This is a genomic window from Plantactinospora sp. ZYX-F-223 (genome assembly GCF_039649625.1).
Classification (GTDB): Bacteria; Actinomycetota; Actinomycetes; order Mycobacteriales; family Micromonosporaceae; genus Plantactinospora.
Genome location: NZ_JBDJAV010000010.1, coordinates 118,149 through 142,316 on the forward strand (window position 1 = coordinate 118,149; position 24,168 = coordinate 142,316).

The 24,168-nt window shown below is 72.6% G+C and carries 17 protein-coding genes; 5 read left to right on the plus strand and 12 right to left on the minus strand.

What is annotated here, in order from left to right:
* The first annotated feature begins 249 nt into the window (after positions 1-249).
* Together AAH979_RS12740 and AAH979_RS12745 are read left to right on the plus strand one after the other, a co-directional pair.
* Positions 250-6,126 (plus strand): ThuA domain-containing protein, encoded by a 5,877-nt coding sequence (locus AAH979_RS12740; protein ID WP_346258291.1) that lies wholly within the window; start codon positions 250-252, stop codon positions 6,124-6,126.
* A 102-nt stretch (positions 6,127-6,228) separates the two neighbouring features.
* Positions 6,229-6,771: a hypothetical protein gene (locus tag AAH979_RS12745; RefSeq protein ID WP_346258292.1), complete on the plus strand. Its 543-nt coding sequence runs from the start codon at positions 6,229-6,231 to the stop codon at positions 6,769-6,771.
* A gap of 126 nt (positions 6,772-6,897) precedes the next feature.
* Here the strand turns inward: AAH979_RS12745 and AAH979_RS12750 are convergent, their stop codons facing one another.
* Positions 6,898-7,845 (minus strand): aldo/keto reductase, encoded by a 948-nt coding sequence (locus AAH979_RS12750; RefSeq protein ID WP_346258361.1) that lies wholly within the window; start codon positions 7,843-7,845, stop codon positions 6,898-6,900.
* A gap of 293 nt (positions 7,846-8,138) precedes the next feature.
* On the opposite strand from AAH979_RS12750, the gene AAH979_RS12755 reads away from it, so the two are divergent.
* Complete coding sequence (locus AAH979_RS12755) at positions 8,139-9,086, plus strand: glycosyltransferase family 2 protein (RefSeq protein ID WP_346258293.1); 948 nt, start codon at positions 8,139-8,141, stop codon at positions 9,084-9,086.
* Positions 9,083-10,849: a hypothetical protein gene (locus AAH979_RS12760; protein WP_346258294.1), complete on the plus strand. Its 1,767-nt coding sequence runs from the start codon at positions 9,083-9,085 to the stop codon at positions 10,847-10,849. Before AAH979_RS12755 ends, AAH979_RS12760 begins: the two co-directional genes overlap by 4 nt.
* A gap of 81 nt (positions 10,850-10,930) precedes the next feature.
* Here AAH979_RS12760 and AAH979_RS12765 read toward each other — a convergent pair whose 3' ends face one another.
* The 5 genes from AAH979_RS12765 to AAH979_RS12785 form a co-directional block, all read right to left on the minus strand.
* Positions 10,931-11,704, minus strand: coding sequence for a class I SAM-dependent methyltransferase (locus AAH979_RS12765; protein WP_346258295.1), 774 nt, complete (start codon positions 11,702-11,704; stop codon positions 10,931-10,933).
* Complete coding sequence (locus AAH979_RS12770; RefSeq protein ID WP_346258296.1) at positions 11,701-12,978, minus strand: glycosyltransferase; 1,278 nt, start codon at positions 12,976-12,978, stop codon at positions 11,701-11,703. The genes AAH979_RS12765 and AAH979_RS12770 overlap by 4 nt, the downstream gene beginning before the upstream one ends.
* 15 nt (positions 12,979-12,993) lie before the next feature.
* A complete protein-coding gene (locus tag AAH979_RS12775) occupies positions 12,994-14,079 on the minus strand; it encodes a lysylphosphatidylglycerol synthase domain-containing protein (RefSeq protein ID WP_346258297.1) in 1,086 nt (361 codons plus the stop codon).
* 245 nt (positions 14,080-14,324) lie between these two features.
* Positions 14,325-16,004, minus strand: a complete 1,680-nt coding sequence (locus tag AAH979_RS12780) for an ATP-binding cassette domain-containing protein (protein ID WP_346258298.1) — start codon at positions 16,002-16,004, stop codon at positions 14,325-14,327.
* Between the two features lie 187 nt (positions 16,005-16,191).
* Positions 16,192-16,797 carry a methyltransferase gene (locus AAH979_RS12785; RefSeq protein WP_346258299.1) on the minus strand — a complete coding sequence of 202 codons (606 nt, stop codon included), beginning with the start codon at positions 16,795-16,797 and terminating at the stop codon, positions 16,192-16,194.
* Between the two features lie 2,159 nt (positions 16,798-18,956).
* Between AAH979_RS12785 and AAH979_RS12790 the strand changes: the two genes are divergently transcribed.
* Complete coding sequence (locus tag AAH979_RS12790; protein WP_346258300.1) at positions 18,957-19,817, plus strand: hypothetical protein; 861 nt, start codon at positions 18,957-18,959, stop codon at positions 19,815-19,817.
* A gap of 61 nt (positions 19,818-19,878) precedes the next feature.
* Here AAH979_RS12790 and truA read toward each other — a convergent pair whose 3' ends face one another.
* The 6 genes from truA to rpsM form a co-directional block, all read right to left on the minus strand.
* Positions 19,879-20,712 (minus strand): tRNA pseudouridine(38-40) synthase TruA, encoded by an 834-nt coding sequence (truA, locus tag AAH979_RS12795; protein WP_346258301.1) that lies wholly within the window; start codon positions 20,710-20,712, stop codon positions 19,879-19,881.
* Between the two features lie 81 nt (positions 20,713-20,793).
* Positions 20,794-21,351, minus strand: a complete 558-nt coding sequence (gene rplQ / locus AAH979_RS12800) for a 50S ribosomal protein L17 (protein ID WP_346258302.1) — start codon at positions 21,349-21,351, stop codon at positions 20,794-20,796.
* Between the two features lie 68 nt (positions 21,352-21,419).
* Positions 21,420-22,442 (minus strand): DNA-directed RNA polymerase subunit alpha, encoded by a 1,023-nt coding sequence (locus tag AAH979_RS12805; RefSeq protein WP_346258303.1) that lies wholly within the window; start codon positions 22,440-22,442, stop codon positions 21,420-21,422.
* Between the two features lie 115 nt (positions 22,443-22,557).
* Complete coding sequence (gene rpsD, locus AAH979_RS12810; protein WP_203868102.1) at positions 22,558-23,184, minus strand: 30S ribosomal protein S4; 627 nt, start codon at positions 23,182-23,184, stop codon at positions 22,558-22,560.
* A 16-nt stretch (positions 23,185-23,200) separates the two neighbouring features.
* On the minus strand, positions 23,201-23,608 hold the full coding sequence (gene rpsK, locus AAH979_RS12815; RefSeq protein WP_030329919.1) for a 30S ribosomal protein S11: 408 nt from the start codon (positions 23,606-23,608) through the stop codon (positions 23,201-23,203).
* Between the two features lie 141 nt (positions 23,609-23,749).
* The gene (rpsM, locus tag AAH979_RS12820) at positions 23,750-24,130 is read right to left on the minus strand and encodes a 30S ribosomal protein S13 (protein ID WP_130461971.1); all 381 of its coding nucleotides are present in this window, start codon (positions 24,128-24,130) and stop codon (positions 23,750-23,752) included.
* Between the last annotated feature and the right edge of the window lie 38 nt (positions 24,131-24,168).

The window sequence follows — 24,168 nt, forward strand, 5'->3', positions numbered from 1 at the left end:
CCGCGACCGGGGCCCGGTGGATATGTCTGTCCTATCCGGATCATTCGCGCTCGTTACACAACCGTTACCCGAATTAACCTCACCGCCGTATTCCGAGCGGCCAGCAGGCGGCCCTAATTTGTTCAATCACAAGGCAAAATTCGACGGCCGGTGCTTCGGCGAGCTCCGGGCGTACCTCCACCCCCCGTGGCGGTCTTCGGCGTACCGACCCGGGATCCCCCTGTCCTCACCGGACCAAGGAGATCCTCCGTGTCCAGTCCCGGCCGCTCCGGCGGCACATCGCACCCCCCGCAACCCCGTCGCAGACTCGTTCGCGGGCTGGTCGGCGCCGCCACGGCCGTGCTCCTCGGCACGACCGCGCTGACCGCCACCCCGGCCTCGGCCGCCCCGGCGGTCCTGCCACAGGCCCTGGCACCGGTCAAGGAGGCACCGGCACTCAACCTGGCCCCCCAGGCCGAGCCGTTCAGCGTGCTGGTCTTCTCGAAGACGGCCGGCTTCCGGCACGACTCCATTCCGGCCGGCATCGCCGCCATCCAGCAACTCGGCGCGGAGCACGGGTTCACCGTCGACGCGACCGAGGACGGGGCGGCGTTCACCGACGCCAACCTCGGCAGGTACCAGGCGGTGATCTGGCTCTCCACCACCGGCGACGTGCTGAACGCGGAGCAGCAGGCCGCCTTCGAGCGCTACGTCCAGGCCGGTGGCGGATACGTCGGGGTGCACGCCGCCTCGGACACCGAGTACGACTGGCCCTGGTACGGCGAGCTGGTCGGGGCGTACTTCGCCTCGCACCCGGCCAACCAGCAGGCCACCATCAAGGTCGAGGACCACGCGCACGAGTCCACGAACGACCTGCCGGCACAGTGGTCCCGGTACGACGAGTGGTACAACTTCCGCGACAACCCGCGCGGCGACGTGCACGTACTCGCCTCGCTGGACGAGACCAGCTACGCCCCCGGCGCCGGGGCGATGGGGGCCGACCACCCGTTCGCCTGGTGCCAGGACTACGACGGTGGCCGGGCCTGGTACACGGCCGGCGGCCACACCCAGCAGTCGTACGCCGAGCCGGAGTTCCTGGACCACCTGCTCGGCGGCATCCAGACCGCGGCCGGTGCCGTGGAGGCCGACTGCTCCGCCTCGCTGACCAGCAGCTTCGAGAAGATCACCCTGGACAGCAACACCAACAACCCGATGGAGTTGGACGTCGCCGCCGACGGGCGGGTCTTCTACATCGAGCGGGACGGCCGGGTCCAGATCATCAAGCCGGACACCGGCACCACGGTCACCGCCGCCGACCTCGACGTCTTCACCGGCAACGAGGACGGGCTGATCGGCATCCGGCTCGACCCGGACTTCGCCACCAACAAGTGGGTGTACCTCTACTACGCCCCGAACGGCGGCGCGGCCCGCAACTACCTGTCCCGGTTCACCGTCGTCGGTGACACCCTCGACCTGGCCAGCGAGAAGGTCGTGCTCCAGGTGACGACGCAGCGGAACACCTGCTGCCACGCGGGCGGCAGCATGACGTTCGACAGCGCCGGCAACCTCTATCTGGCCACCGGGGACAACACCAACCCGTTCGAGTCGAACTCGTTCACCCCGATCGACGAGCGGCCGGGCCGGCAGGACTTCGACGCGCAGCGCAGCTCCGGCAACACCAACGACCTGCGCGGCAAGGTGCTGCGGATCCACCCGGAGGACGACGGGACGTACACCGTCCCGCAGGGCAACCTCTTCGCGCCGGGCACGGAGAAGACCCGGCCGGAGATCTACGCGATGGGCTTCCGGAACCCGTTCCGGATCGGCATCGACCCGTTGACCAACACCCTCTACGTGGCCGACTACGGCCCGGACGCCGGAGCGGCGAACCCGGACCGCGGTCCGGAGGGGACGGTCGAGTGGAACGCGGTCGGGCAGGCCGGCAACTACGGCTGGCCGTACTGCCACGGGGCGAACTACGCATACAACGACTACCAGTTCCCGTCCGGGCCGAGCGGGGCGAAGTTCGACTGCGCCGCGCCGGTGAACAACTCGCCGAACAACACCGGGCTGACCAACCTGCCCCCGGCGATCCCGGCCACCGTCGACTACGACTACAGCGGCAACCCGCTCTTCCCGGAGATCGGCGGCGGCGGTGCCCCGATGGGTGGGCCGGTCTACCGGTACGACCCGGAGAACCCGTCCGAGCGCAAGTGGCCGGCGTACTACGACGGCAAGGCGATGTTCGGCGAGTGGAACCAGAACAAGATGTACGCCTTCCAGGTCGCCGAGGACGGAAAGTCCCTGGTGGACATCAACCAGTTGCTCACCGGGATGACCTTCATCCGGCCGATGGACTTCGAGTTCGGCCCGGACGGCGCGCTGTACCTGATCGAATGGGGCAGCGGCTTCGGCGGCAACAACGACAACTCCGGGGTGTACCGGATCGAGTACATCGCCGGTGACCGGGCGCCGATCGCGGTCGCCACCGCCGAACCCACCTCCGGGCCGGCCCCGCTGACCGTGGCCTTCTCCAGCGAGGGCTCCCGGGACCCGGACGGCGGCCCGATCACCTACGCCTGGACGTTCGGGGACGGCGGCACCTCGACCGAGCCGAACCCGACGCACAGCTACGCCGCGGCCGGCAACTACACCGCCCAGCTCACCGTCACCAACGACACCGGCCGGACGGCGGTGGCGAACGTACCGGTGACGGTCGGCAACACCGCCCCGACGGTGACCATCGAGTTCCCGCCGGACGGCGGCTTCTTCGACTGGGGCGACCAGGTGAAGTACACGGTCAAGGTGACCGACCCGGAGGACGGGGAGATCGACTGCACCAAGGTGAAGCTCCAGTCGTTCCTCGGCCACGACGAGCACGCCCACCCGATGGGCGAGCAGTTCGGCTGCGAGGGCTCGGTGCAGACCGCGCTCGCCGCCAGCCACGGCGCCGACGCCAACGTGTTCGCGGTCTTCGAGGCCACCTACACCGACGGCGGCGGGGCCGGCAACTCCAACCCGCTGACCGGCCGGGCGATCGAGCAGTTGCAGCCGAAGCGGAAGCAGGCCGAGTACTACTCGGCGACCGGCCGGGCACCGGGCGCGGTCGGCGGCGGTGACCCGGGCGTGCAGACCCAGGCCACCACCGACGTCGAGGGCGGCTTCGAGAACATCGGCTGGGTCGAGGACGGCGACTACTGGACCTTCGACCCGACCAACCTGACCGGCATCACCGGGTTCCGGTTCCGGGCCTCCTCGGCCGGCGGCGGCGCCCGGATCGAGGTACGGTCCGGTGCGGCCGACGGGCCGGTGCTGGCCACCGCCACCGTGCCGGACACCGGCGGCTGGCAGACCTTCACCAACGCCACGGCCGAGCTGGCCACCCCGAGCACGGCGAGTGGCCCCCTGTTCTTCGTAGCGCGCAACCCGGTCGGAGCCACCGGCACGGGAGCGATCGTCAACGTCAACTGGGTCGACTTCCTCGGTCGCGGCGTCACCGACAACGCGCCGCCGACGGTGACCGCCACCGCCACCCCGACCACCGGCACCGCGCCGGTCGCGGTGAGCTTCGACGGCACCGCCAGCGACGCCGAGGGCGACGACCCGCTGAGGTACGCCTGGGACTTCGGGGACGGGGGCACGGCGACCACCCTGGACGCCACGCACACGTACACCGGCCCGGGGACGTTCACCGCGACCCTGACCGTGACCGACGCGCGCGGCGCGGCCGCGTACGCCACGGTGACGGTGCGGGTGGAGGCGCCGAACACCTCGTGCTTCGGGGCCCGCTCGGACGACTTCGACGGCGGCGAGCTGGACAAGTCCCGCTGGTCCACGGTGGTCCGGGAGAACCAGCTCTACGGTGTGCGGGGCGGCGCGCTCGTCCTGCCCACCTCGGTCGGCGACCTCTACGGCACCCGCAACGACGCCACCAACGTCGTGTTGCAACCGGCGCCGAGCGGTAGCTGGCAGGCCACCACCAAGCTGAGCCTGGCGGCGGTCGCCGACTACCAGCAGGCCGGCCTGATCGTGTACGGCGACGACGACAACTACGCCAAGCTGGACCTGCTGTACGGCGGCAGCCGGCGGATCGAGTTCATCCGGGAGACCGCCGGCACCCCGCGCAACGAGAGCGGCGACTCGGCGGCCGCACCGGCCGGTGACTCGATCTACCTGCGGCTGACCAGCGACGGAGTGAACCTGACCGCGGCGTACTCGGCCGACGGGCAGACCTTCACCCCGGTCGGCCGGTCGGCGGCGCTGGCCGGCATCGACAACCCGAAGGTCGGGCTGTTCGCGTTGAACGGCGGCAGCACCGCACCGGTGGTGGACGCCAGCTTCGACTGGTTCCAGATCAGCCCGGACGAGCCGGCCGGCGAGGTGACCCCGAACGACGAGTTCACCGGTACCACCCTGGACAAGTGCCGGTGGGACGGGATCGTCCGGGAGGACCCGGCGAAGTACCGGGTCGCCGACGGCGCGCTGCACATCGACGTGCCGAACGGCGACATCTACACCGGCAACAACACCGGGCCGACGAACTTCGTGCTCCAGACCGCCCCCGAGGGCGACTGGACGATCCAGACGAAGGTCGACGGCAGCAGGCTGAACGAGCAGTACCAGCAGGCCGGCCTGATGGTCTACGGCGACGACGACAACTACCTGAAGTTCGACTTCATCGCCGACAACCAGGTGGGCCAGCCGGTGACGCGGCGGATCGAGTTCCGCAGCGAGATCGCCGGTACCGTGCAGGACCCGCAGCCGCAGGCGACGAACCTCACCGAGTCGGTGTGGCACCTGCGACTGGCAAGGTCGGGTAACGCCTACACGGCGGCGTACTCGGCGGACGGGACGACCTGGACGGAGTTCGAGCCGCTGACCAACGCCGCGGTGGGTGCCACGCCGCGGATCGGTCTGTTCAGCCTCGGTGGAGCGCAGACCGCGTCGAAGACCGTCTCGTTCGACTACTTCCGGCTCAGCACGGAAGCCGTCGACGAGGCCGCCCCGGTGACCACCGCCACCGTGTCGGGGACCCCGACCGGCGGCTGGCACACCGGCCCGGTGACGGTGACCCTCGCCGCCACCGACAACGCCGGGGGCAGCGGGGTGGCCCGCACCGAATACCAGCTCGACACCGCGACGACCTGGAGCGCGTACGCCGAGCCGGTGCTGGTCGCCGGGGACGGCCCGCACACCGTGCGGTTCCGTTCGGTGGACGAGGCGGGCAACGTCGAGGAGGCGAAGTCGGTCGAGGTGAGGATCGACGCCACCGCGCCGGTCAGCACCGCCGCGTTCGCCCCGCCGACCGACGACGGCTGGCACAGCGGCACCATCCCGGTGACGCTGGCCTCGACCGACGCCGGTGCCGGGGTGGCCAAACTGGAGTGGTCGCTCGACGGCGGTGCGTGGGCGGCGTACACCGAGCCGGTGAACGTGGCCGGGGACGGGCAGCACGAGCTGCTCTACCGGGCCACCGACGGTGCCGGGAACGCCGAGACGCTCAAGTCGGCGATCCTGAAGATCGACGGCGCGAAGCCGACCGTGCTGGTCTCCGGGCTGGCCGACGGCCAGCTCTACGGCGACAGCCAGGACGTCCGGGTGAACTGGTCGGCGGTCGACCCGACCTCCGGCATCAAGGCGACGGTCGGCACGCTGGACGGCCGCCCGTACCAGCCGAACACCCTGCAGGCGATGTACGAGCTGCCGCTCGGCCTGCACGAGCTGACCGTGACCGCGACGGACAAGGCCGGGAACGTGACGACCTCGACCGTACGGTTCTTCGTCACCACCTCGTTCCGGGACATGCAGATGCTGCTGGACCGGTTCAAGGCGACGAGTCGGCTGTCAGCCAAGGCGCACAAGCAGTTGTCGGGCAAGCTCGACGCGGTCCGCCAGGCGGAGGCGAACGGCAACGACAACCGGGCGATCACGCAGCTCGGTCAGTTCAAGGCGCTCGCCGCGGACGCCGGGCTGGTCACCGAGGCGGAGATCCGGGACGTGCTGATCCGGGACGCCGACGCGATGATCGTCCGGCTGGGCGGCAGCCCGAGCGCCTCCGGAGTCAGGGCCAACGACGGCAAGTCGGTGCAGGGCACCGGCCGGCTGGTCGAGGACCCGACCCGGGTGAAGCGGGGCGGAAAGCTCTGACCCGGGAAGTTCGGCACGTCAGGTAAGCGCGGGGGCGGTCACCATTCGGCGGCCGCCCCCGTACCCGTCCGGCGGACGATCCGCCGGGAAGGAGTACCCCGAATGCGACGTCGGCCCCCGACAGCACCCCGGCAACTCGTACCACTGCTCTGCGCCCTCTTCCTCGCCGTCGGGCTGCTCCCGGCGGCACCGGCCGCCGCGCACGGCGGCAAGATCAAGCTTGCCGTCGCCGGCGACGGCGCGACCGGGGTGACCGTGCAGGCCAGCTACCAGGACGGCCATCCGGTGGACAACGGCGTACGGCTGGTGTTGACCGCCACCGCCGAGGGCGGCCGGACGGTCGGCCCGCTCCAGCTCAACCCGGCCGGCGAGGGCGAGGGCTTCTACAGCACCGGGCCGGTCCTCACCCCCGGCTCCTGGCAGGTCACGGTCAGCGCGCCGAAGCCGAACCCCGCCGAGGTACGCGTGGTCGTGCAGGCCCGCGCCGCGCAGGCCGCTCCACCGGCGCCCGCGCCGGGGGCGGCCGGCGCACCGGACCCGGCCGACCCCACCACCTGGCTGTGGTGGGTGGCCGGGGCCGCGGTGGCGCTCGCCGCCCTCGCCACCCTCACCGCCCTTGTGGTACGCGCCCGCCGCCGCCCCTGACCCCGCGCGCGTCGACCGCACTCGATCGCCGCCTCACCCACCTGGACGCCAGCTGCGCTAACCGTTCGGGGTAACGCCTCTGGTGTCCAGGTCGGCGGCGTCAACTCCGGCAGGCCGGGTCCGGAGTCAGAGGAGGGCGCGCAGCGCGGTGAGGTCGTCGGGGGTGGGCTGCCAACAGCCGGCGTTGGCGTTGGCGCGTACCTGGTCGGGGGTGGTGGCCCCGGCGATCACCGAGGTCACCGCCGGCTGGGCGGCCAGGCCGCCGATCGCCACGTCCAGCAGGGAACGGCCGCGCTCGGCCGCGTACTTCTCCAGCGCCTCGATGGTGTCCCACGGTGCGGAGGCGAGCCGGGCGGCGTACCTCGGGTTCGGGCCGGCGAGCCTGCTCTCCGGCGGCGGCTGCGCGCCCCGCTTGTACTTGCCGGTGAGCAGCCCGTCGGCGAGCGGGAAGAACGGCAGCAGGCCGAGTCCGAAGTGCTGGGCGGCCGGCACGACCTCGGTCTCCACGGCCCGGTTCAGCAGGCTGTACTCGTTCTGCGCGCTGATGAAGGGCGTGCGGCCCCGGGTACGGGCCGTCCAGGCCGCGTCGGCGATCTGCCAGCCGGCGAAGTTGGAGTTGCCGAGGTAGCGGACCTTGCCGGCTCGGACCAGGTCGTCGAGCGCGGTCAACGTTTCCTCGATCGGCGTACCCGGGTCCGGCTCGTGCATCTGGTAGAGATCTATGTAGTCGGTGCCCAGCCGGCGCAGGGACGCCTCGACCGCCCGCGCGACATAGCGCCGGGCGCCCCGGGCGCCGTGGTCCGGCCCATTCATCCCCGACATGCTCATGCCGAACTTGGTCGCCAGTACGACGTCGTCCCGCCGGCCGCGCAGCGCGGCACCGAGTTGCTCCTCCGACCCACCGTGCGGCTGGCCGTAGATGTCGGCGGTGTCGAAGAAGTTGATGCCGGCGTCGAGGGCCGCGTCGACCACGGAGCGGGTGCCGGCGGCATCGAGCTTGCGGCCGAAGTTGTTGCACCCGATCCCGACGACGGACACCACGAGCCCGGAGTCGCCCAACCGGCGGTAGGTCATCTCAGTCACGAGATCAACCCTATGCCGCCGGCGCCGGCCCGAGAATCCGCACCGGACTCCGCTCACCCCGAGCAGAGGACGACCATTTTAGAAAATGATTCGGCGTTGATTCACATCCGTGAAGTCGACTGGCGCACTGGCGCGTCGCGTGCGTACGCCGGAAATTGCTATATCGTGGGCACGGATACGGCGACCTCTGCGATAACCCCATGCCGTTCACGGTCGCCGCGCGAGGCGTCGAAAGGCGGGTTCACATGGCGGTGAACGGCCGATTCGACCGGCCCGGCACGGAGATGTCCGTCGTCCCTGCCCAGGTCAGCAGGGAGAGCAACGCACCGATCGAGGTTACCGTCGTGCTGCCCTGCTACAACGAGCAGGCGCACGTGCTGGCGGAAATCGAGCGCATCTGCGCGGCAATGGACGCCAGCGGCCTGCATTACGAATTGCTGGCGATCGACGACGCCTCCACCGACGACACGTTGGAGATCCTGCGCGAGGCGACCGGCCGATTCCCCCGGCTCCGGCTGCTGGCGTTCCATCGCAACGGCGGTTCCGGTACCGCGCGCCGGATCGGCACGGAACAGGCCCGGGGTGCCATCGTGGTCTGGACCGACGCGGACATGACCTATCCCAACGAGCGGATCCCCGAGTTCGTCCGGCTGCTGCTCCGGGACCCGCACGTCGACCAGGTCGTCGGCGCCCGCACGAGCGAGCAGGGCAGCCACAAGTTCCTCCGGGTACCGGCGAAGTGGTTCATCCGCAAGATCGCCGAGCGGCTGGCCGGCACCCGCATCCCGGACCTCAACTCCGGGCTGCGGGCGTTCCGCCGGGACGTGTCGCTGCCCTACCTCCGACTGCTCCCGCCCGGCTTCTCCTGCGTCACCACCATCACGATGGCCTTCCTGCACAACCAGCACGACGTGCACTACGTGCCGATCTCCTACGCCCGCCGGTCGGGCTCGTCGAAGTTCCACTTCGTCCGGGACGCCTACCGCTACTTCCTCCAGGTGCTCCGGATGGTGATGTACTTCAACCCGCTCAAGGTGCTGATGCCGCCGTCGCTGCTGCTGCTCGCCGTCGGCTCCGGGAAGGTCGTCTACGACCTGGTGGCGCATCCGGTGCGGATCGCGACCAACACCGTACTGCTGCTCTGTGCCGGCCTGATCGTCGGCGCGGTGGCGCTGCTCGCCGACCTGATCGTGCGGTCCAGAATCGACTGGCCGCCCGGAAACCGCTCGTGAACGAGGCGGTGGGGGCCGCCGCCGCGCTGCTCCGGGTCCGGGGCATCGGCCTGCGGGTCCGGGACACGGTCGCCCGGGTACGCGAGAGCAGGCCGGCGGCGCTGGTCGGGGAACCGGAGGTGCCGGCCGACGACCCGTCCGGGTCGGACCTCCGCCGGGTCGAGCGGTGGGGCTGGGCCGGCGTCGCCGCGATCACCTGCCTCGTCGCGGTGACCTGGATCCCGCTGCTCGGCATGCCGTTCGGCGACAACCACCCGGGTCGGATCATCGGCCGGTACGCGCTGCAGCTACGGAACCTCCACGAACAGGGCATCCTCGGCTCGCACTTCGGTGCCGACTGGCTCCCGTACGCCTCGACGCCGTACGCGCACCACCCGCCGCTGTTCAACCTGCTCACCGCGCTGACCGGCCTGCTGCCGGGCGACGGCGAATACCAGGTGTGGCTGCCGGCGTACCTGCTGGCCCTGCTGATCATCCCGGCCGGCGCCGCACTGCTGCGCGGGCTCGGCCTGCACTGGTCGGCAACCCTGCTGGCGCTCGGCCTGATGGTGGCCACCCCCTTCTACTGGATCTACGGCCCGCTGATGTTCGACCTGGGGCCGATCCTGGCCCTCTCCGCCCTGGTGGTACGGCTGCGCGCCCGCCCCGATCCGGCCCGCCGGCTCGTCGCCGGGGCCTGCGTCGCCGCACTGCTCACCACCCTGGTCTCCTGGCCCGGCGTCGGGTTCGCCGCCGTACTCGGGCTGTGGCTGCTGGCGGCCCGCCGGGTCGACCGGGTGACGGTCCTGGTCGGCGCGAGCATGCTGGCCGGGGTGGCGATCAGCCTCGCCTTCGTGGTCGGGGTGACCGGGATGCACATGCTCGGCGGGCAGGCCGAGCTGCGCAGTACCGGTGGCGGCTACACCGTGCGGCAGTTCCTCCGCCGGCAGTGGCGGTACGCGTACGACCTGCTGCCGCTCTGGTACCTCGGCGCGCTGCCGATCGGTGCGGTCGTCGGGCTGCTGGACCGGCGTACCCGGGTCTACCTGGCGATGGCGGTCGCGTTCACCGGCGCCTGGATCCTCGGGCTGAGCAACGGTGCCTTCGTGCACTCGTACTGGTCCTATCCGATGCTGGTGGTCGGGCTCGTCGGGATGGGCGTGCTGCTGGACCGGCTCGCGGCCCGGCTCACCGGCCGGACGGCCGGAGACGGGCTCGACGTCTCCGGCCGGGCGGACGGACTCGACGGGTACACCCGGAAGGACGAGTTCGGGGGCCGCCCGGAGGACGGTGGCGACCTCCGGCCGGCGGATGAGCGGATCGCCGGGATGCCGGCGGCGGTGCGTCGGTTCGTCCGGACCAGGCGGCGGCTGGCGGGGCGGCGGGTCCGGGTGACCGCAGCGGCGCTGGTCGGGACGGCGCTCGGGGCGTACCTCGGGATGCTGGTCCTCGGCCCGGACCGACAGCGGCTGCTGGACGAACCGGCCCAGGCCGGCCGGCTCGTGGCCCGGCATCCACCACCGGCCGGGCAGCGGTACGCCTGGGTCGCCGGCACGGGCGCGACCAGTCCACGGTGGCTCGCCTACTACTGGCGGCTGAAGCCCCGGCTGCTCACCGCCGCGACGCTGCACACCGAACCGACCCGCCCCGAGGACCTGGTCCTGGTCAACCTCCGCAACCGCCCGGACTGGTTGCCCGAGTCGGCCGAGGCGCGGGCCGTGGCGCGGGACGGGCCGTACGCGCTCTTCCCGGTCGCCGTGCTCGCCAGCGCCGCCAATTCCTGATCCCGCACCACCGGGCTCCCGATCGCGCGTCACCCGTTCCCGATCCCGGGCCGGGCCGGGCGGTGGTCCCAGGCAGGGGAGCTACGGTCGGGTCGCCAGCGCCACGAGGCCCGGCCCGCGGTCCGGGCGCATCCGCTGGAGGACGACGAACGGCGAGACGGCCAGCCGGATCGCCTCGCCGGCCAGCGCCCCGTGCGGTTGCAGGATCCGCCCCGAGGTCGAGGTGCGCTCCTGCGCCGTCCCGCCCGTCGGCCCCGCATCGGGGTCGCCGGCTCCGCTGGGGCGGTCGGCGCGGCGTCCCGCCCAGCGGTCCCGTACGGAGTCGAGCAGATAGCCGAGCGGCCAGCCGTAGTGCACCACCCGTACGTCGGTGGCACCGGCGTCGAGCAGCCGCTGCCGGAGCTGCCCGGCGGAGTACCGCCGATAGTGTCCGACCAGGGTGTCCCAGGCGCCGAACCGCTCCGGATCGGCGGGTACCGACAGCAGCAGGTGGCCGCCGGGCCTGACCAGGGTCAGCCACTCCGTCAGCACCGGTAGGTCGTCGGCGATGTGTTCCAGCACCTCGAACGCGCAGACCAGGTCGTAGCCGGCGGCCGACGGCACCTGCCGGTGATCCCCGTTCAGCACCGTCCCGCCCAGCGGCGCGATCCGGGCGTACGCGGTCGCGAAGCTGCGTGGGTCGGGTTCGGCCGCGGTGTAACTGGCCAGCCGGGCCAGCCGGGTGCCGACCGAGCCCAGCCCGCAGCCGAGTTCCAGGATGGTCCGCGGCCCGCACTCCGCCACGATCCGGCGTACCACGTTCCAGCGCAGCGCCGCCCGGGGTGGCAGCGGCGGGTCGGCCGCCAGCGCGGTCATCCGACCCACCAGACCGGAGCGGCGGTCAGGTCACCGCCGGCCGCCGCCGGCGCGCCGGACACGCCCGCCGACGACACCGGCGTGGCATCGTCCCGGTGGACGGTGGGGTCGATCCGGTGCCGGACCGGTGTCACGACGGACGCCGGCCAGAAGTGTTCGACTGCCCGTCGCCGTGCGGCCCGCCGCAGCCGGGCGAGCCGGTCCGGGTCCCCGGCCAGTTCGCGGAGCGCGGTGGCCAGCGCGGACGGGTCGCCGGCCGGCACGAAGACGGCCGCATCGCCGAGCGCACGGCGTTGCGGCACGGTGTCGGAGGTGACGATGGCGCAGCCGGCGGCGGCGCCCTGGAACACCTTCGTCGGCACCACCCGGCCGGCCTTCGCCGTCTCGCCGAAGATGCCCAGCGACACGTGGTGCCCGGCGACGAACGCGGGCAGGTCACCCGCCGGTATCCAGTCGTGCCAGGTCACTCGCGGGTTGCCGGCGGCGGCCCGGCGGCAGGCCGGGTGGTCCTGCCCGGTGCCGACCACGGTCACCTCGATCGAGTCTTCGGCGGCCAGCGCGGCCAGCGCGGCGCCCACGGTCCGGGTGCCGTGCAACGGGGTGAACAGCCCGACGAAGACCACCCGCAGCCGCCGCCGGCCGCCGCCGGCCGGGTCGCCGGGCCAGCGGTGCCGGGCGGTACGGGCGCCGGCCGCGAACCACTCCGCGCCGGCTCCGACGGGTACCACGATCCCCCGGTCCCGGGCCGCTGCCGGCAGCGCGTCGAGGTGCTCGGCGGTGTCCACCAGTACGACGTCGGCCCGGCGCAGCGCGGCGTCGTCGATCGCCCGCATCAGCCGTCCCCGCACACCCCCGGCGGCGGCGAGTCCCCGGTCCCGGGCCGTGCCGGCGGCGGAGACGAGATGGTCGAGCACGATCGGCGTACCCCGGAACAGCAGCCGGGCCAGGTGCACGTCGAAGTGCCCGAGATAGCCGACCAGTACGGCGTCGACCGGGCCGGTGGCGGTGGCGCGCCGCTGCCGCAGGGTCCGCAGTGTCAGCAGGGCCCAGCACCGGGCCAGCTTGCCGGCGAGCAGCGGGAGCCGCCACGGCTGCCGGAGCACGGCTATCCGGCCGGCGGTGTCCAGGGTCAGTGGCTCGTTCAGCTCGGTCACCTCGTCACCGGCTGCCCGGAGCCCTTCGAGGAGTACGCCGACCCGGGGATGCCGCCGTACGTCGTAGCTGCCGAACACCTGCCAGCGCACGAGCAGCAGCGTAACGTGCCGTACACCCACCAGCACGTTCCGTCGTCACCGCTGGCGCGTCGCGGAATCCGTCGACCCGGCCCGCCGCCCCTCCGGGATCCCCGCCGCCCCGGCCGACGCCACCCCGGCCGACGGCACCTCGCCCGGTGGCACCCCGGCCGACGGCACCTCGCCCGGCGGCACCCGATCGGGCGAGGAGGATTCGGAAGGTGGCGACTGCCGGGATAGCCGGCCGGAGAGTCGACGCCCTGACCACTGGACCGAGATCGCGACGGCGGGCAGGAGCAGGTCCACCAGGGTCAGCAGCAGCCGGGACAGCACGGTGGCGACCAGCGCGGTCGGCCCGGCGACGGTCGGACCGAGCAGCAGGGGCAGCGCCACCTCCCGGGGGCCGACCCCGGCCGGCGCCACGGCCAGCAGAAACCCGACCGACCAGGAACCGGCAAAGGCGCCGATCGAGCGGAGCAGCAGGTCCGGACCGCCCGCACCGACGTCGGCCAGGAGCAGCCAGAGGTGCGTACCGTAGCCGAGCCAGGTCGCCAGCGACCACCCGACGGCCCGGCGAATCCCGCGCAGGGACAGCGGCCGGGGCATCGGTTCGCGGCGGGCCAGCCGGAGCAGCGCGGCGAGGATCCGGTTGACCAGCGGCGGCCAGAGCACCAGCAACGCGGGCGGGACGGCCAGCAGGATCCACCAGTAGTCCGCCACGGCCCGATCACTCAACACCGGCAGGGCGACGGCGGCGAGCAGCAGGCCGGTGCCGAGCGTGACGATCATCGCCAGTAGCGCCGCCACCGCCGACGCCCGCCCCGGCACCCCGTACGCCCGTCCGAGCCGGGCCTGCACCAGGATCGGCCAGACCTTGCCGGGCAGGTACTTCGCCAACTGCCCGACGAAGAAGATCCGCGCCGCGCCGCCCAGCGGAAGTTCGGCGCCGAAGTCCGCCAGGATGGCTCGCCAGGCCAGGCAGCCGCAGAGCCCCCCGGCGACGGCGGCCAGTCCGGCCAGCAGCAGGCCCGGCACGGAAAGTTCGTCGAGCACGGCCGGCACCTCGTCCCACCGGCTCGCGACAGACCAGCCGACAAGGCCGAGGAATGCCCCGGTCACCGCGACCTGGGCGGTTCTCCGCACCAGGCGCCACCTGCCGGTTCCGCACGGCACCACGACGAGGACGATACTCCGCGTGACACCACCAACCCGGAGAGCCACGCGGCTGCCGCAACCTGGCCTGTCCACCAGCTCTGCCGGCGGCCTGACCTCGTCACCGGCCCGGGCTCGTCACCACCTCCGCCGCCGGCCCGATCTCCTCACCGCCTCCGGCGCAGCGCCGCCGATGGACACGGGCGGAGATGGCCGGCGGACATGGCCGGCTCGGCTCAGCCCACGTCCCAGACCGGTTCCGGGGTCTCGACCACCTCACCGTCGCCCCGGAAGAGCAGGAACCGGTCGAACGACCGGGTGAACCAGCGGTCGTGGGTGACCGCCAGCACCGTCCCCTCGAACGCCCGCAACCCGGTCTCCAACGCCTCGGCCGAGGCCAGATCCAGGTTGTCGGTCGGCTCGTCCAGCAGCAGCAGGGTGGCGCCGGAGAGTTCCAGCAGCAGCACCAGGAACCGGGCCTGCTGTCCACCGGAGAGCGTGCCGAACCGCTGGTCGCCCTGGCCAGCCAGCTCGTACCGGTTCAGCGCCTTCATCGCGGTGTGCCGGTCCATCCCGGCCCGGTGGTCGTCGCCCCGCCACAGCACCTCGACCAGGGTCTTGTCGAGCAGCTCCGGACGGTCGTGGGTCTGGGAGAAGTGGCCGGGCCGGACCCGGGCACCCAACCGGGCCACCCCGCCGTGCCGGACCGGGGCCAGCGCCAGGCCACCGTCGACCGGGCCGTTGGCCGGGTCCGGATCGGTGCCGCCCCGGGCGAGCAGGCGGAGGAAGTGCGACTTCCCCGTACCGTTGGCGCCGAGCACCGCCACCCGGTCGCCGTACCAGACCTCCAGGTCGAACGGGAACGTGAGGTCGTCCAGCTCGACCTGCTCGCATACGATCGCCCGCTTGCCGGTGCGTCCGCCGGTCAGCCGCATCCGGATGTCCTGGTCCTTCGGCGGTACGGGTGGTGGCCCGGCCTCCTCGAACTTGCGCAGCCGGGTCTGCGCCGCCTGGTAGCGGGAGGCCATCCCGTCGTTGTACGCCGCCTTCTGCTTGTACATCAACATCAGCTCGCGCAGCTTCTGATGCTCCTCGTCCCAGCGGCGGCGCTGCTCCTCCAGCCGGTCGTGCCGGGCGAGGCGGGCCTCGTGCCAGCTACCGAAGCCGCCCGGGTGTACCCAGGCGCTGCCGCCCTCCACCGCGACCACCCGGTCGGCGGTGCGGGCCAGCAGCTCCCGGTCGTGCGACACGTAGAGCACCGACTTCGCCGACTCCCGCAGCCGCCCCTCCAGCCAGCGCTTGCCCGGCACGTCGAGGAAGTTGTCCGGCTCGTCGAGCAGCAGCACCTCGTCGATGCCGCGCAGCAGCAACTCCAGGGCGAACCGCTTCTGCTGCCCGCCGGAGAGGGTGCGTACCGGTCGGCTGCGCGTCTTCTCCCAGGGCAGCTCCAGCACGATGGTGGAGACGGTGTCGAAGAGCACCTCGGCGTCGTAGCCCCCGGCCTCGCCCCAGGCGGTCAGCGCCTCCGCGTACGCCAGTTGGGCCTTCCCGGCGGCGCTGCTGAACTTGCCGCGCACCTCGGCGTCGTGTAACGCCACCTCGGCCGCCGCCAGCCGCTCCCCCGCCGCGCGCAGCCGCGGCGGCGAGAGCGAGAGTACGAGATCGTGTAGCGTCGACTCGTCGCCGATCATGCCGATGAACTGGCGCATCACGCCCAGCCCGCCGGAGCGGGCGATGGCTCCGGTCCGGGTGGGCAGGTCGCCGGCCACCATCTTCAGCAGGGTGGTCTTGCCGGCGCCGTTCGGCCCGACCAGGGCGACCTTGGCGCCCTCGCCGACCCGGAACGAGACGTCGGCGAACAACTGCCGGCCATCCGGCAGGATGTGCCCGACTCCGGCAACGTCCACGTAACCCACGTCGGCATCCTGCCCCAACCACCCCTCCCGACGACACCGGGTTTCAGCGGCGTGACACCGGGTCCCGGGCGGGATGCCGGATTCCGGGGCCAGCCGGACAGAGGGCGGGAGGCCGGATTCCGGCGGCCACTCGACACCAGGGCTGGGACGGTGCCGGGGCCGAACCGGCCTGCCCGGAGCGGGGCGGTCAGCGGGTGACGCGGAGCACCCGGTAACCCTTCTGGCTGGCATGACGCTCGACCTGCCAGCCGGCCTCGACGAGCCAGCGCTGGAGGGAGTCACCGCCGAGATGCCGGGCCACCACCAGCCATGCCACGCCGCCCGGCGCCAACCTGGGCAGCCAGTGCCGCAGCATGCCGTGCAGCTCCTCCTTGCCGATCCGGATCGGCGGATTCGACCACAGTTGCGCGAAGGTGAGGTCCTCCGGCACCTCGTCCGGCGCGGCGACGCGTACCCGGTCGGCCAGGCCGAGCCGCTCGGCGTTCTCGCCGGTGAGTTCGCGGGCCCGGGCGTTGACGTCGACCGCCCAGACGGTGGCCGCGCTCGCCCGGGTGGCGAGTACGCAGGTGATCGGCCCGTAACCGCAGCCCAGGTCGAGCAGCGCTCCGCCGGCCTCCGGCCCGGGCAGCTCAGCCTTGCGCAGCAGTACGGCGGTGCCGGGATCCAGCCGGTCGGCGGAGAAGACCCCGGCCGAGGACGTCAGCTCGTAGTCGTACCCCTCGACGGAGAACGCCACCGTACGCCGGTCGGCGCTGGTCGCGGGATCGGTGCTGAAATAGTGGTCGCCGGTCACGCCACGCATTCTCGCCTACCGCGCGGGCGCTCTCGCCAGTGGCCGTTCCTCCGGGCCCTGCCCGGCTTCCGGGCAAATGACCACCCTCTCACCAACTGCGACTCATCCACGGCGGCGCGCCGATCCGCATTTCCGTTACCCTGTGCGACATGGTTTATGGGCGTGGACCTCGACCGGGCGGTGGACCGCCACGGTCTCGACGAGATCCCGCCGATCAGCCTTCGGACGATCCGGATTCGGCGGCCGGTCCACCCCCAGGCCGGGCCGGCCGGCGCCGGCCCGGAGCCGAGCGGTCCGACGGGTTACCGGCGGCGGCCCGCTTCGGTCCGTCCACTCCGGAGCCTCCTGCACCGGACTCCGCCCAAGGCTGGCCGGGCGACGGACCGGGTCGACCGGCGGACCGTCCAGGTCGGCCGGTGACGGCTCCGGGCCGCCCCATCGACACCTCCGGCCGATTCCCCGAAGGGCCGGGCCGGCACGCGGATGGATCAACCAGCCGGCACGCGGACGGATCAACCAGCCGATACGCCGACGGGCCGGGCGGCCGGTACCCGGAGGCGTCGCCCGGGCGTGCGCCGGACGCCTTGGGGCGCTCCGTGGAGCCCCCCGGTCGGTCCCGCCGTGCCCGGCACGGCGCTCCCGAGCCCGACGGCATCGGGCCGGGTGCCGGCTATCCGCCGCCGGGCAAGCCGGTCCCCGGCCCACTCGGCCCCCCCGGCGGCCAGACTCGCGACCGGTTGCCCTCGAATCGTCCCGGCCAGGATCGTCTGCCCCCGGGCAGCCCGATCCGCGGCGCCGGTGGCGGACGCCATCTGACCGCCCCCGACGACGGACCTCCCGGTGGTGGCCGGCCGGTCCCAGGCGGGCGGTCGGCCACCGGTGACCGCCCCGGCCCTCGTGACCGGATGGCCCCCGGCGGCCGGCCGGTTCCCGGCGCCCGGATGCCCGCCGACGAGTTGCCCGCCGCCGGGAGTGGGCCGGGTCCGGGCGGCCGAGCGCCGCGGGCGGGTGGACGCGGCGTACCCGTCGGACCGGTTCCGTCCGGCGCCGAGTCGTTCGGGCCGCCCCGCACCGCCTCCGGCCCCGCCGCGCCCGGGAGCACCGATTCGCGGGAGCGTGCCGCCGGTGGTCGACGTCGGGCCCACCCCGAGCACGCCTCCGGGCCGGACGGCCCGTACCGACCAGGCCCCGGGGAGGGTCCGCCCGCCGCGCCACGGTCTGCTCCGGTGCCACGACAGCGGCGCCCTCCCTCGGCCGACCAGGAGCCGCTCCGGCCCGGCTTTCCGGACCCCGCCGGGCCGCCCGCCGCACGGCGCAGGTCCGCCGACCGGCCGGGCGACGGCCCGGCCGAGCATCGCGGTGACCGGGGCGCGCCGGCCCGACCTCCGCTGGACCGCGCCATGCCACCCCGGCCAGGCCCGGAGAACCCGGGCGTACGACGGCCGGGCGGGCCGGCTCCCGCCGAACCTCCCCCCGCAGGCCGGTCCGGCACCCGCGGCTCCCCCCGCTCCGGTCCGTCGTCCGGTGGTGCGCCGATGGCGACGCCACGACCCCGACCGGGAGATCCTGGGGCGGATGGTGTCATCCGGCCCGGCTCCGAGCCGGGTAGGCCAGCGCCAGCCGGTCCACCGCCCCCGCGCCGGTCCCGGACCGCCGGAAACCCGCCGGGCTCACCCGCCGGCCCGCCGCACGACCGGGCCCCAGGCTCACCTGCCGGCCCGCGCACCAGCCCGCCACACGACCAGGCCCCGGGCTCACCCGCCGGGCCGCGGCGCGACCGGACCCCGGGCCCGGGCTCACCAGCGGGTCCCCGCTCCGGACCACCGGGAGCGGCACCGCTGGACCGTGGCCCAGGCTCACCCGCCGGACCACGCTCCGCACCGGACGGCGTACCACGATCACCCGCCGGGCCGCGCAACCGGCCATCCGGCGCCGCACCGCTGGACCGGGGCCCAGGCGTACGCCCCGGCTCCGCCCCGGACGGCGTACCACGATCGCCCGCCGGGCCGCGCACCGGTCCGCCGCACGACCGCGCTCCGGGCTCACCCGCCGGCCCGCGATCCGGGCCGCCCGGTGGCGGGCGGTCGGGGCCGCCGGCACAGGGTGCGCGTACCGGGCCGGCCGGTGGTGCCTCCCCGGCCCGCGCGCCGGGCCCCGAGGTGGCGCCCAAGTCGGCGGTTGCCGCGCCGCCCGCGCCCACCCCGGCAACCGCCTCGGGCAAACCCGCCGCCGGCTCCGCCCTCGCCACCGTTTCGTCGACCTCCGGCAACACGGGCGCACCGCTGCGCAGTTCCAAACGGACCTGGCAGTTGATCATCGGCTCCCTCGGCGTACTGCTCCTGCTCGGTATCTGTGGGCTCAGCTCCTACTTCTTCATGGTCGACGACCCCGTCGGCCGGGACTCCCGGGCGGCTGACGGCACCGGTGCCGGCGCCGCACCCCGGGACATCAGCTCCCGCGCCGCCGATCCGGCTCCGCTGACCGTCAAGGAGGTCTTCCCGGGCGGCAAGGAGGTGCTGGTCGACCCTGAACAGTCGCCGTACGAGCTGCTGAAGACCCAGGCGGCGGAGGACTGCGAACTCGCCGCCGACGGCCAGATCGCCACCGTGCTGGCCGACGCCGGGTGCAGCCAGTTCGTCCGCGGCACCGTACGCTCTCCCACCGGCCTGTACGTCGCGACCGCCGGCATCGTCAACCTGGCGGACGAGGCGGGGGCGACCTCGGCGCGCGAGAAGATAAAGCCGATCGTGGACGGCCGAAAGGGGCGCTTCCTGGGCCTCGCCGCCGGGCGCGGCACCGAGGCCGTCACGGCCGCCTCGGCCCAGGCCGGCTGGCACGTCCGCGGCCACTTCCTGATCTACTGCGTCGTCGCCAAGAGCGACGGCAAGACCATCGGCGAGGAGGACCTGTTCGCCCGGCAGATCCTCTCCGACATGATCGAGGTGTACCTGCGCGGCAAGGTGCTCGACCAGCGGATCCTCGCCCCGTCCGGGCCGGCGAGCCCGGCGGGGTCCGACTGAGCAGCGGCCGGCGGCACCGACCGGCCCGGCAGCGTGACACCGCCGGGCCCGCCGGTCGGGTTCAGGCCGAGGCGGTGAGCCGGAGCCGACGGGTACGCAGCGCGCGGCTGGCGTACTCGGCGGGGTCCTCGGGGTAGCCGACCGCGACCAGGGTCAGCCCGTGCGGCGGCGCCACGCTCACCTCGCTGGCCCGCTCCCGCCGCCCGAGCAGGCCACCCGGCCAGTCGACGGGGCGGCGCCCGTCCCCGGCCACCAGCATCGCCCCAACCAGACTGCGCACCATCGACTGGCAGAACGCGTCGGCCTGCACGGTGGCCACCAGCAGTCCGTCCGGATCCCGCCGCCAGTCCAGTCGGGTCAGTTCCCGCACCGTCGTGGCGTTCTCCTTGCGCCGGCAGTACGCCGCGAAGTCGTGCTCGCCGACCAGCCCGGCGGCGGCCCGGTTCAGCGCCGCCAGATCGAGCGGGCGCGGCCAGGCGAGCACCTCGTGCCGGCGCAGCGGCTCGGCGCCGTACGGGGCGTCGGTGACCCGGTACTCGTAACGCCGGAAGGTGGCCGAGAACCGGGCGTCGAACTCGGCCGGTACCTGGGTCACGCCCCGGACCCGGACGTCCAGCGGCAGTACTCCGGCGAGCCGGCGCAGCAGCGTCTCCGCCCACTGCCGCCACACCGCGCTGGGCAGGTCGAGATGGCAGACCTGCCCGCTGGCGTGCACACCGGCGTCGGTCCGCCCCGCCACGGTCAGCCCACTGACCCGATCCGGCCCGATAATCCTGGTCAGTGCCTCGACCAGCACCCCGGCGACGGTACGCCGACCGGGCTGCGCCGCCCAGCCGGAGAAGTCGCCGCCGTCGTAGGCGACGTCCAGGCGTACCCGGGTCCGCTCCTCATCCACCTCGTGCTCCACGACCAGCTCCAGATATGCCGCAGCCCGACACCCCCGCGGGGATGCCGGGCCCGGCGTTGTTCGTCGGTGTTACTTGGTGTCCGCCTCGTCGGTGTCCTCCCGGGCCGCCCCGGTGTCACCGGAGCGCGACTCCGGTGCCTCGGCGTCCTGGTCGGTCTCCGGCGACGAGGAGCGCGGGGTCTCCTCGTCCGGGGCGAGCGCCTCGACCTTGTCCTGCTGCGCCGCCTTGCGGGCGGCGGTCTTCTTCGCCGGTGCCGCCGGAGCCTCGACCAGCTCCTCGACCAGCTCGATGATCGCCATCGGCGCGTTGTCACCCTTGCGCGGGACGGTCTTCACGATCCGGGTGTAGCCACCGTTGCGGTTGGCGAACCGGGGAGCGATCTGGTCGAACAGGGTGAAGACCACGTCCTTGTCCCGTACGACGGTCAGCACCCGCCGGCGGGACGCCAGGTCCCCCCGCTTGGCCTTGGTGATGAGCTGCTCCGCGAGCGGACGGAGCCGCTTGGCCTTCGTCTGGGTGGTCGTGATGCGGCCGTGCTGGAACAGCGCGGTGGCCAGGTTGGCCAGGATCATCCGCTCGTGCGCGGGGCTACCGCCGAGGCGGGGGCCCTTGGTGGGCGTGGGCATTCTTGGTGCTCCTCAATAGTGGGTGGCCGGATCTCCAGTGGGTGGCCGGATCTCCGGCTAGCCCCGGACTAAAGCTGCTCGGTCTCGCGGTAGTCGTCGGTGTCGTAGTCGGTCTCGCCGAAGGAGTCGACGACGTGCGCCGGGTCGAAGTTGGGCGCGGAGTCCTTCAGCCCCAGCCCCATGCCGGCGAGCTTCATCTTGACCTCGTCGATCGACTTCTGGCCGAAGTTCCGGATGTCGAGCAGATCGGCCTCGGTACGCCCGATCAGCTCGCCAACCGTGTTGATGCCCTCGCGCTTGAGGCAGTTGTAGGACCGGACGGTGAGGTCCAGCTCCTCGATCGGCAGCGCCAGGTCGGCGGCGAGCTGTGCGTCCTGCGGCGACGGGCCGATGTCGATGCCCTCGGCGCTCTCGTCCAGCTCCCGGGCCAGCCCGAAGAGCTCGACCAGGGTGGAGCCGGCCGAGGCCAGCGCGGTCCGCGGCCCGATCGAGGCCTTGGTCTCGACGTCGATGATCAGGCGGTCGAAGTCGGTACGCTGCTCGACTCGGGTCGCCTCGACGCGGTACGTCACCTTCAGCACCGGCGAGTAGATCGAGTCGACCGGGATCCGGCCGATCTCGGCGCCGGCCTGCTTGTTCTGCGCGGCGGTGACGTAGCCACGACCCCGCTCGACGGTCAGCTCCATGTCGAGCCGGCCCTTGCCGTTCAGGGTGGCGAGCTTGAGGTCGGCGTTGTGCACGGAGACACCGGCCGGGGGCTGGATGTCACCGGCGGTGACGTCGCCGGGGCCCTGCTTGCGCAGGTACATGCTGACCGGCTCGTCGTGGTCGGAGCTGACGCAGAGCTCCTTCACGTTCATGACGAGCTCGACCACGTCCTCCTTGACGCCCGGGATGGTGGTGAACTCGTGCAGCACACCGTCGACCTTGATCGAGGTGACCGCCGCGCCCGGGATGGAGGAGAGCAGGGTCCGGCGGAGCGAGTTGCCCAGGGTGTACCCGAAACCCGGCTCGAGCGGCTCGATGGTGAACCGGGACCGGGTCTCGCTGATCGACTCCTCGGTGAGGGTCGGCCGCTGGGTGATGAGCATGTTGTTTCCTTTTCGTTCGGGGCACCCGCTATTTGATGCCCAAACTCATGTCCGGCGCTCCGCGCCGGCTCCCGGCGGCGAGGCCGGGAGCCGGGCGCGGAGACGCCAGGAACCGCTACTTCGAGTAGAGCTCGACGATCAGCTGCTCCTGGACCTGGGTGTCGATGACGCCCCGGGCCGGAAGCGAGTGGATCAGCACCTTCATCTGGCTGGGGATCGCCTCCAGCCAGGCCGGCACCGTCTTCGAGCCCGCCTCGGCCTGCGCCACGATGAACGGCGTCAGCTCCTTGGACTTGGCCCGGACCTCGACGATGTCGTGCTCCTTCACCCGGTACGACGGGATGTCGACCTTGCGGCCGTTCACCGTCAGGTGTCCGTGCTTGACGAGCTGCCGCGCGTGGTCGCGCGACTTCGCCAGACCGGCCCGGTAGACCACGTTGTCGAGACGCGACTCCAGGATCTGCAGGAGGATCTCGCCGGTCTTGCCCTTCTTGGCGACGGCCTCCTCGTAGTACCCCCGGAACTGCTTCTCCAGCACGCCGTAGACCCGGCGGGCCTTCTGCTTCTCACGAAGCTGGAGCAGGTATTCCGTCTCCTTGGTACGGCCCCGGCCGTGCTGCCCGGGCGGGAACGGCCGGGACTCGAACGGGCACTTCGGGCCATCGCACTTGCTGCCCTTGAGGAACAGCTTCATCTTCTCCCGACGGCAACGGCGGCAGTCGGCACCGGTGTAACGAGCCATGTTCTTCGTCTACCTCTCAGACCCGACGACGCTTCGGCGGACGGCACCCGTTGTGCGGCTGCGGGGTGACGTCGGCGATCTGGCCGACCTCCAGCCCGACGGCCTGCAGCGAACGGATGGCGGTCTCCCGGCCGGAGCCGGGGCCCTTGACGAACACGTCGACCTTGCGCATGCCGTGCTCCATGGCCCGACGCGCGGCGGCCTCGGCGGCAAGCTGCGCGGCGAACGGAGTCGACTTGCGGGAACCCTTGAAGCCCACCTGGCCGGCGGAGGCCCAGGAGATGACGGCACCGGTCGGGTCCGTGATGGAGACGATGGTGTTGTTGAACGTGCTCTTGATGTGCGCCTGCCCGTGGGCGACGTTCTTGCGTTCCTTGCGCCGGACCTTCTTGACGGCGGCCCCGGCGCGAGCCTTCGGTGGCATAAGTCTGTGCGCTCCTAGTTGACTTTCCGGAACAGGTCGCGGCTCTCCGGAGGGAGAGCCGGCCGGTCACCGGAGAACTTTCCGGTGCGGGTTGGAGTCCGGCCCACCTCGGCGGATGCCGACCCGGATTCCGGTTCAGTTCTACTTCTTGCCGGGCTTCTTCTTGCCGGCGACGGTCCGCTTCGGGCCCTTCCGGGTCCGGGCGTTGGTACGGGTCCGCTGACCACGGACGGGCAGACCCCGGCGGTGCCGGATGCCCGCGTAGCAGCCGATCTCGACCTTGCGGCGGATGTCAGCGGCGACCTCGCGGCGCAGGTCGCCTTCTACCTTGTAGTTGGCCTCGATGTGGTTCCGGAGCTGGACCAGCTCCTCGTCCGTGAGGTCCTTGGCGCGCTTGTCGGGGGAGATGCCGGTGGCGGCGAGCGTCTCGACCGCGCGGGTCCGACCGACCCCGAAAATGTAGGTGAGCGCGATCTCCAGCCGCTTCTCGCGGGGGAGATCGACGCCGACTAGCCGTGCCATGTGCGGGCGTACTCCTCGGATTTCTTCGCGGAGGTCTG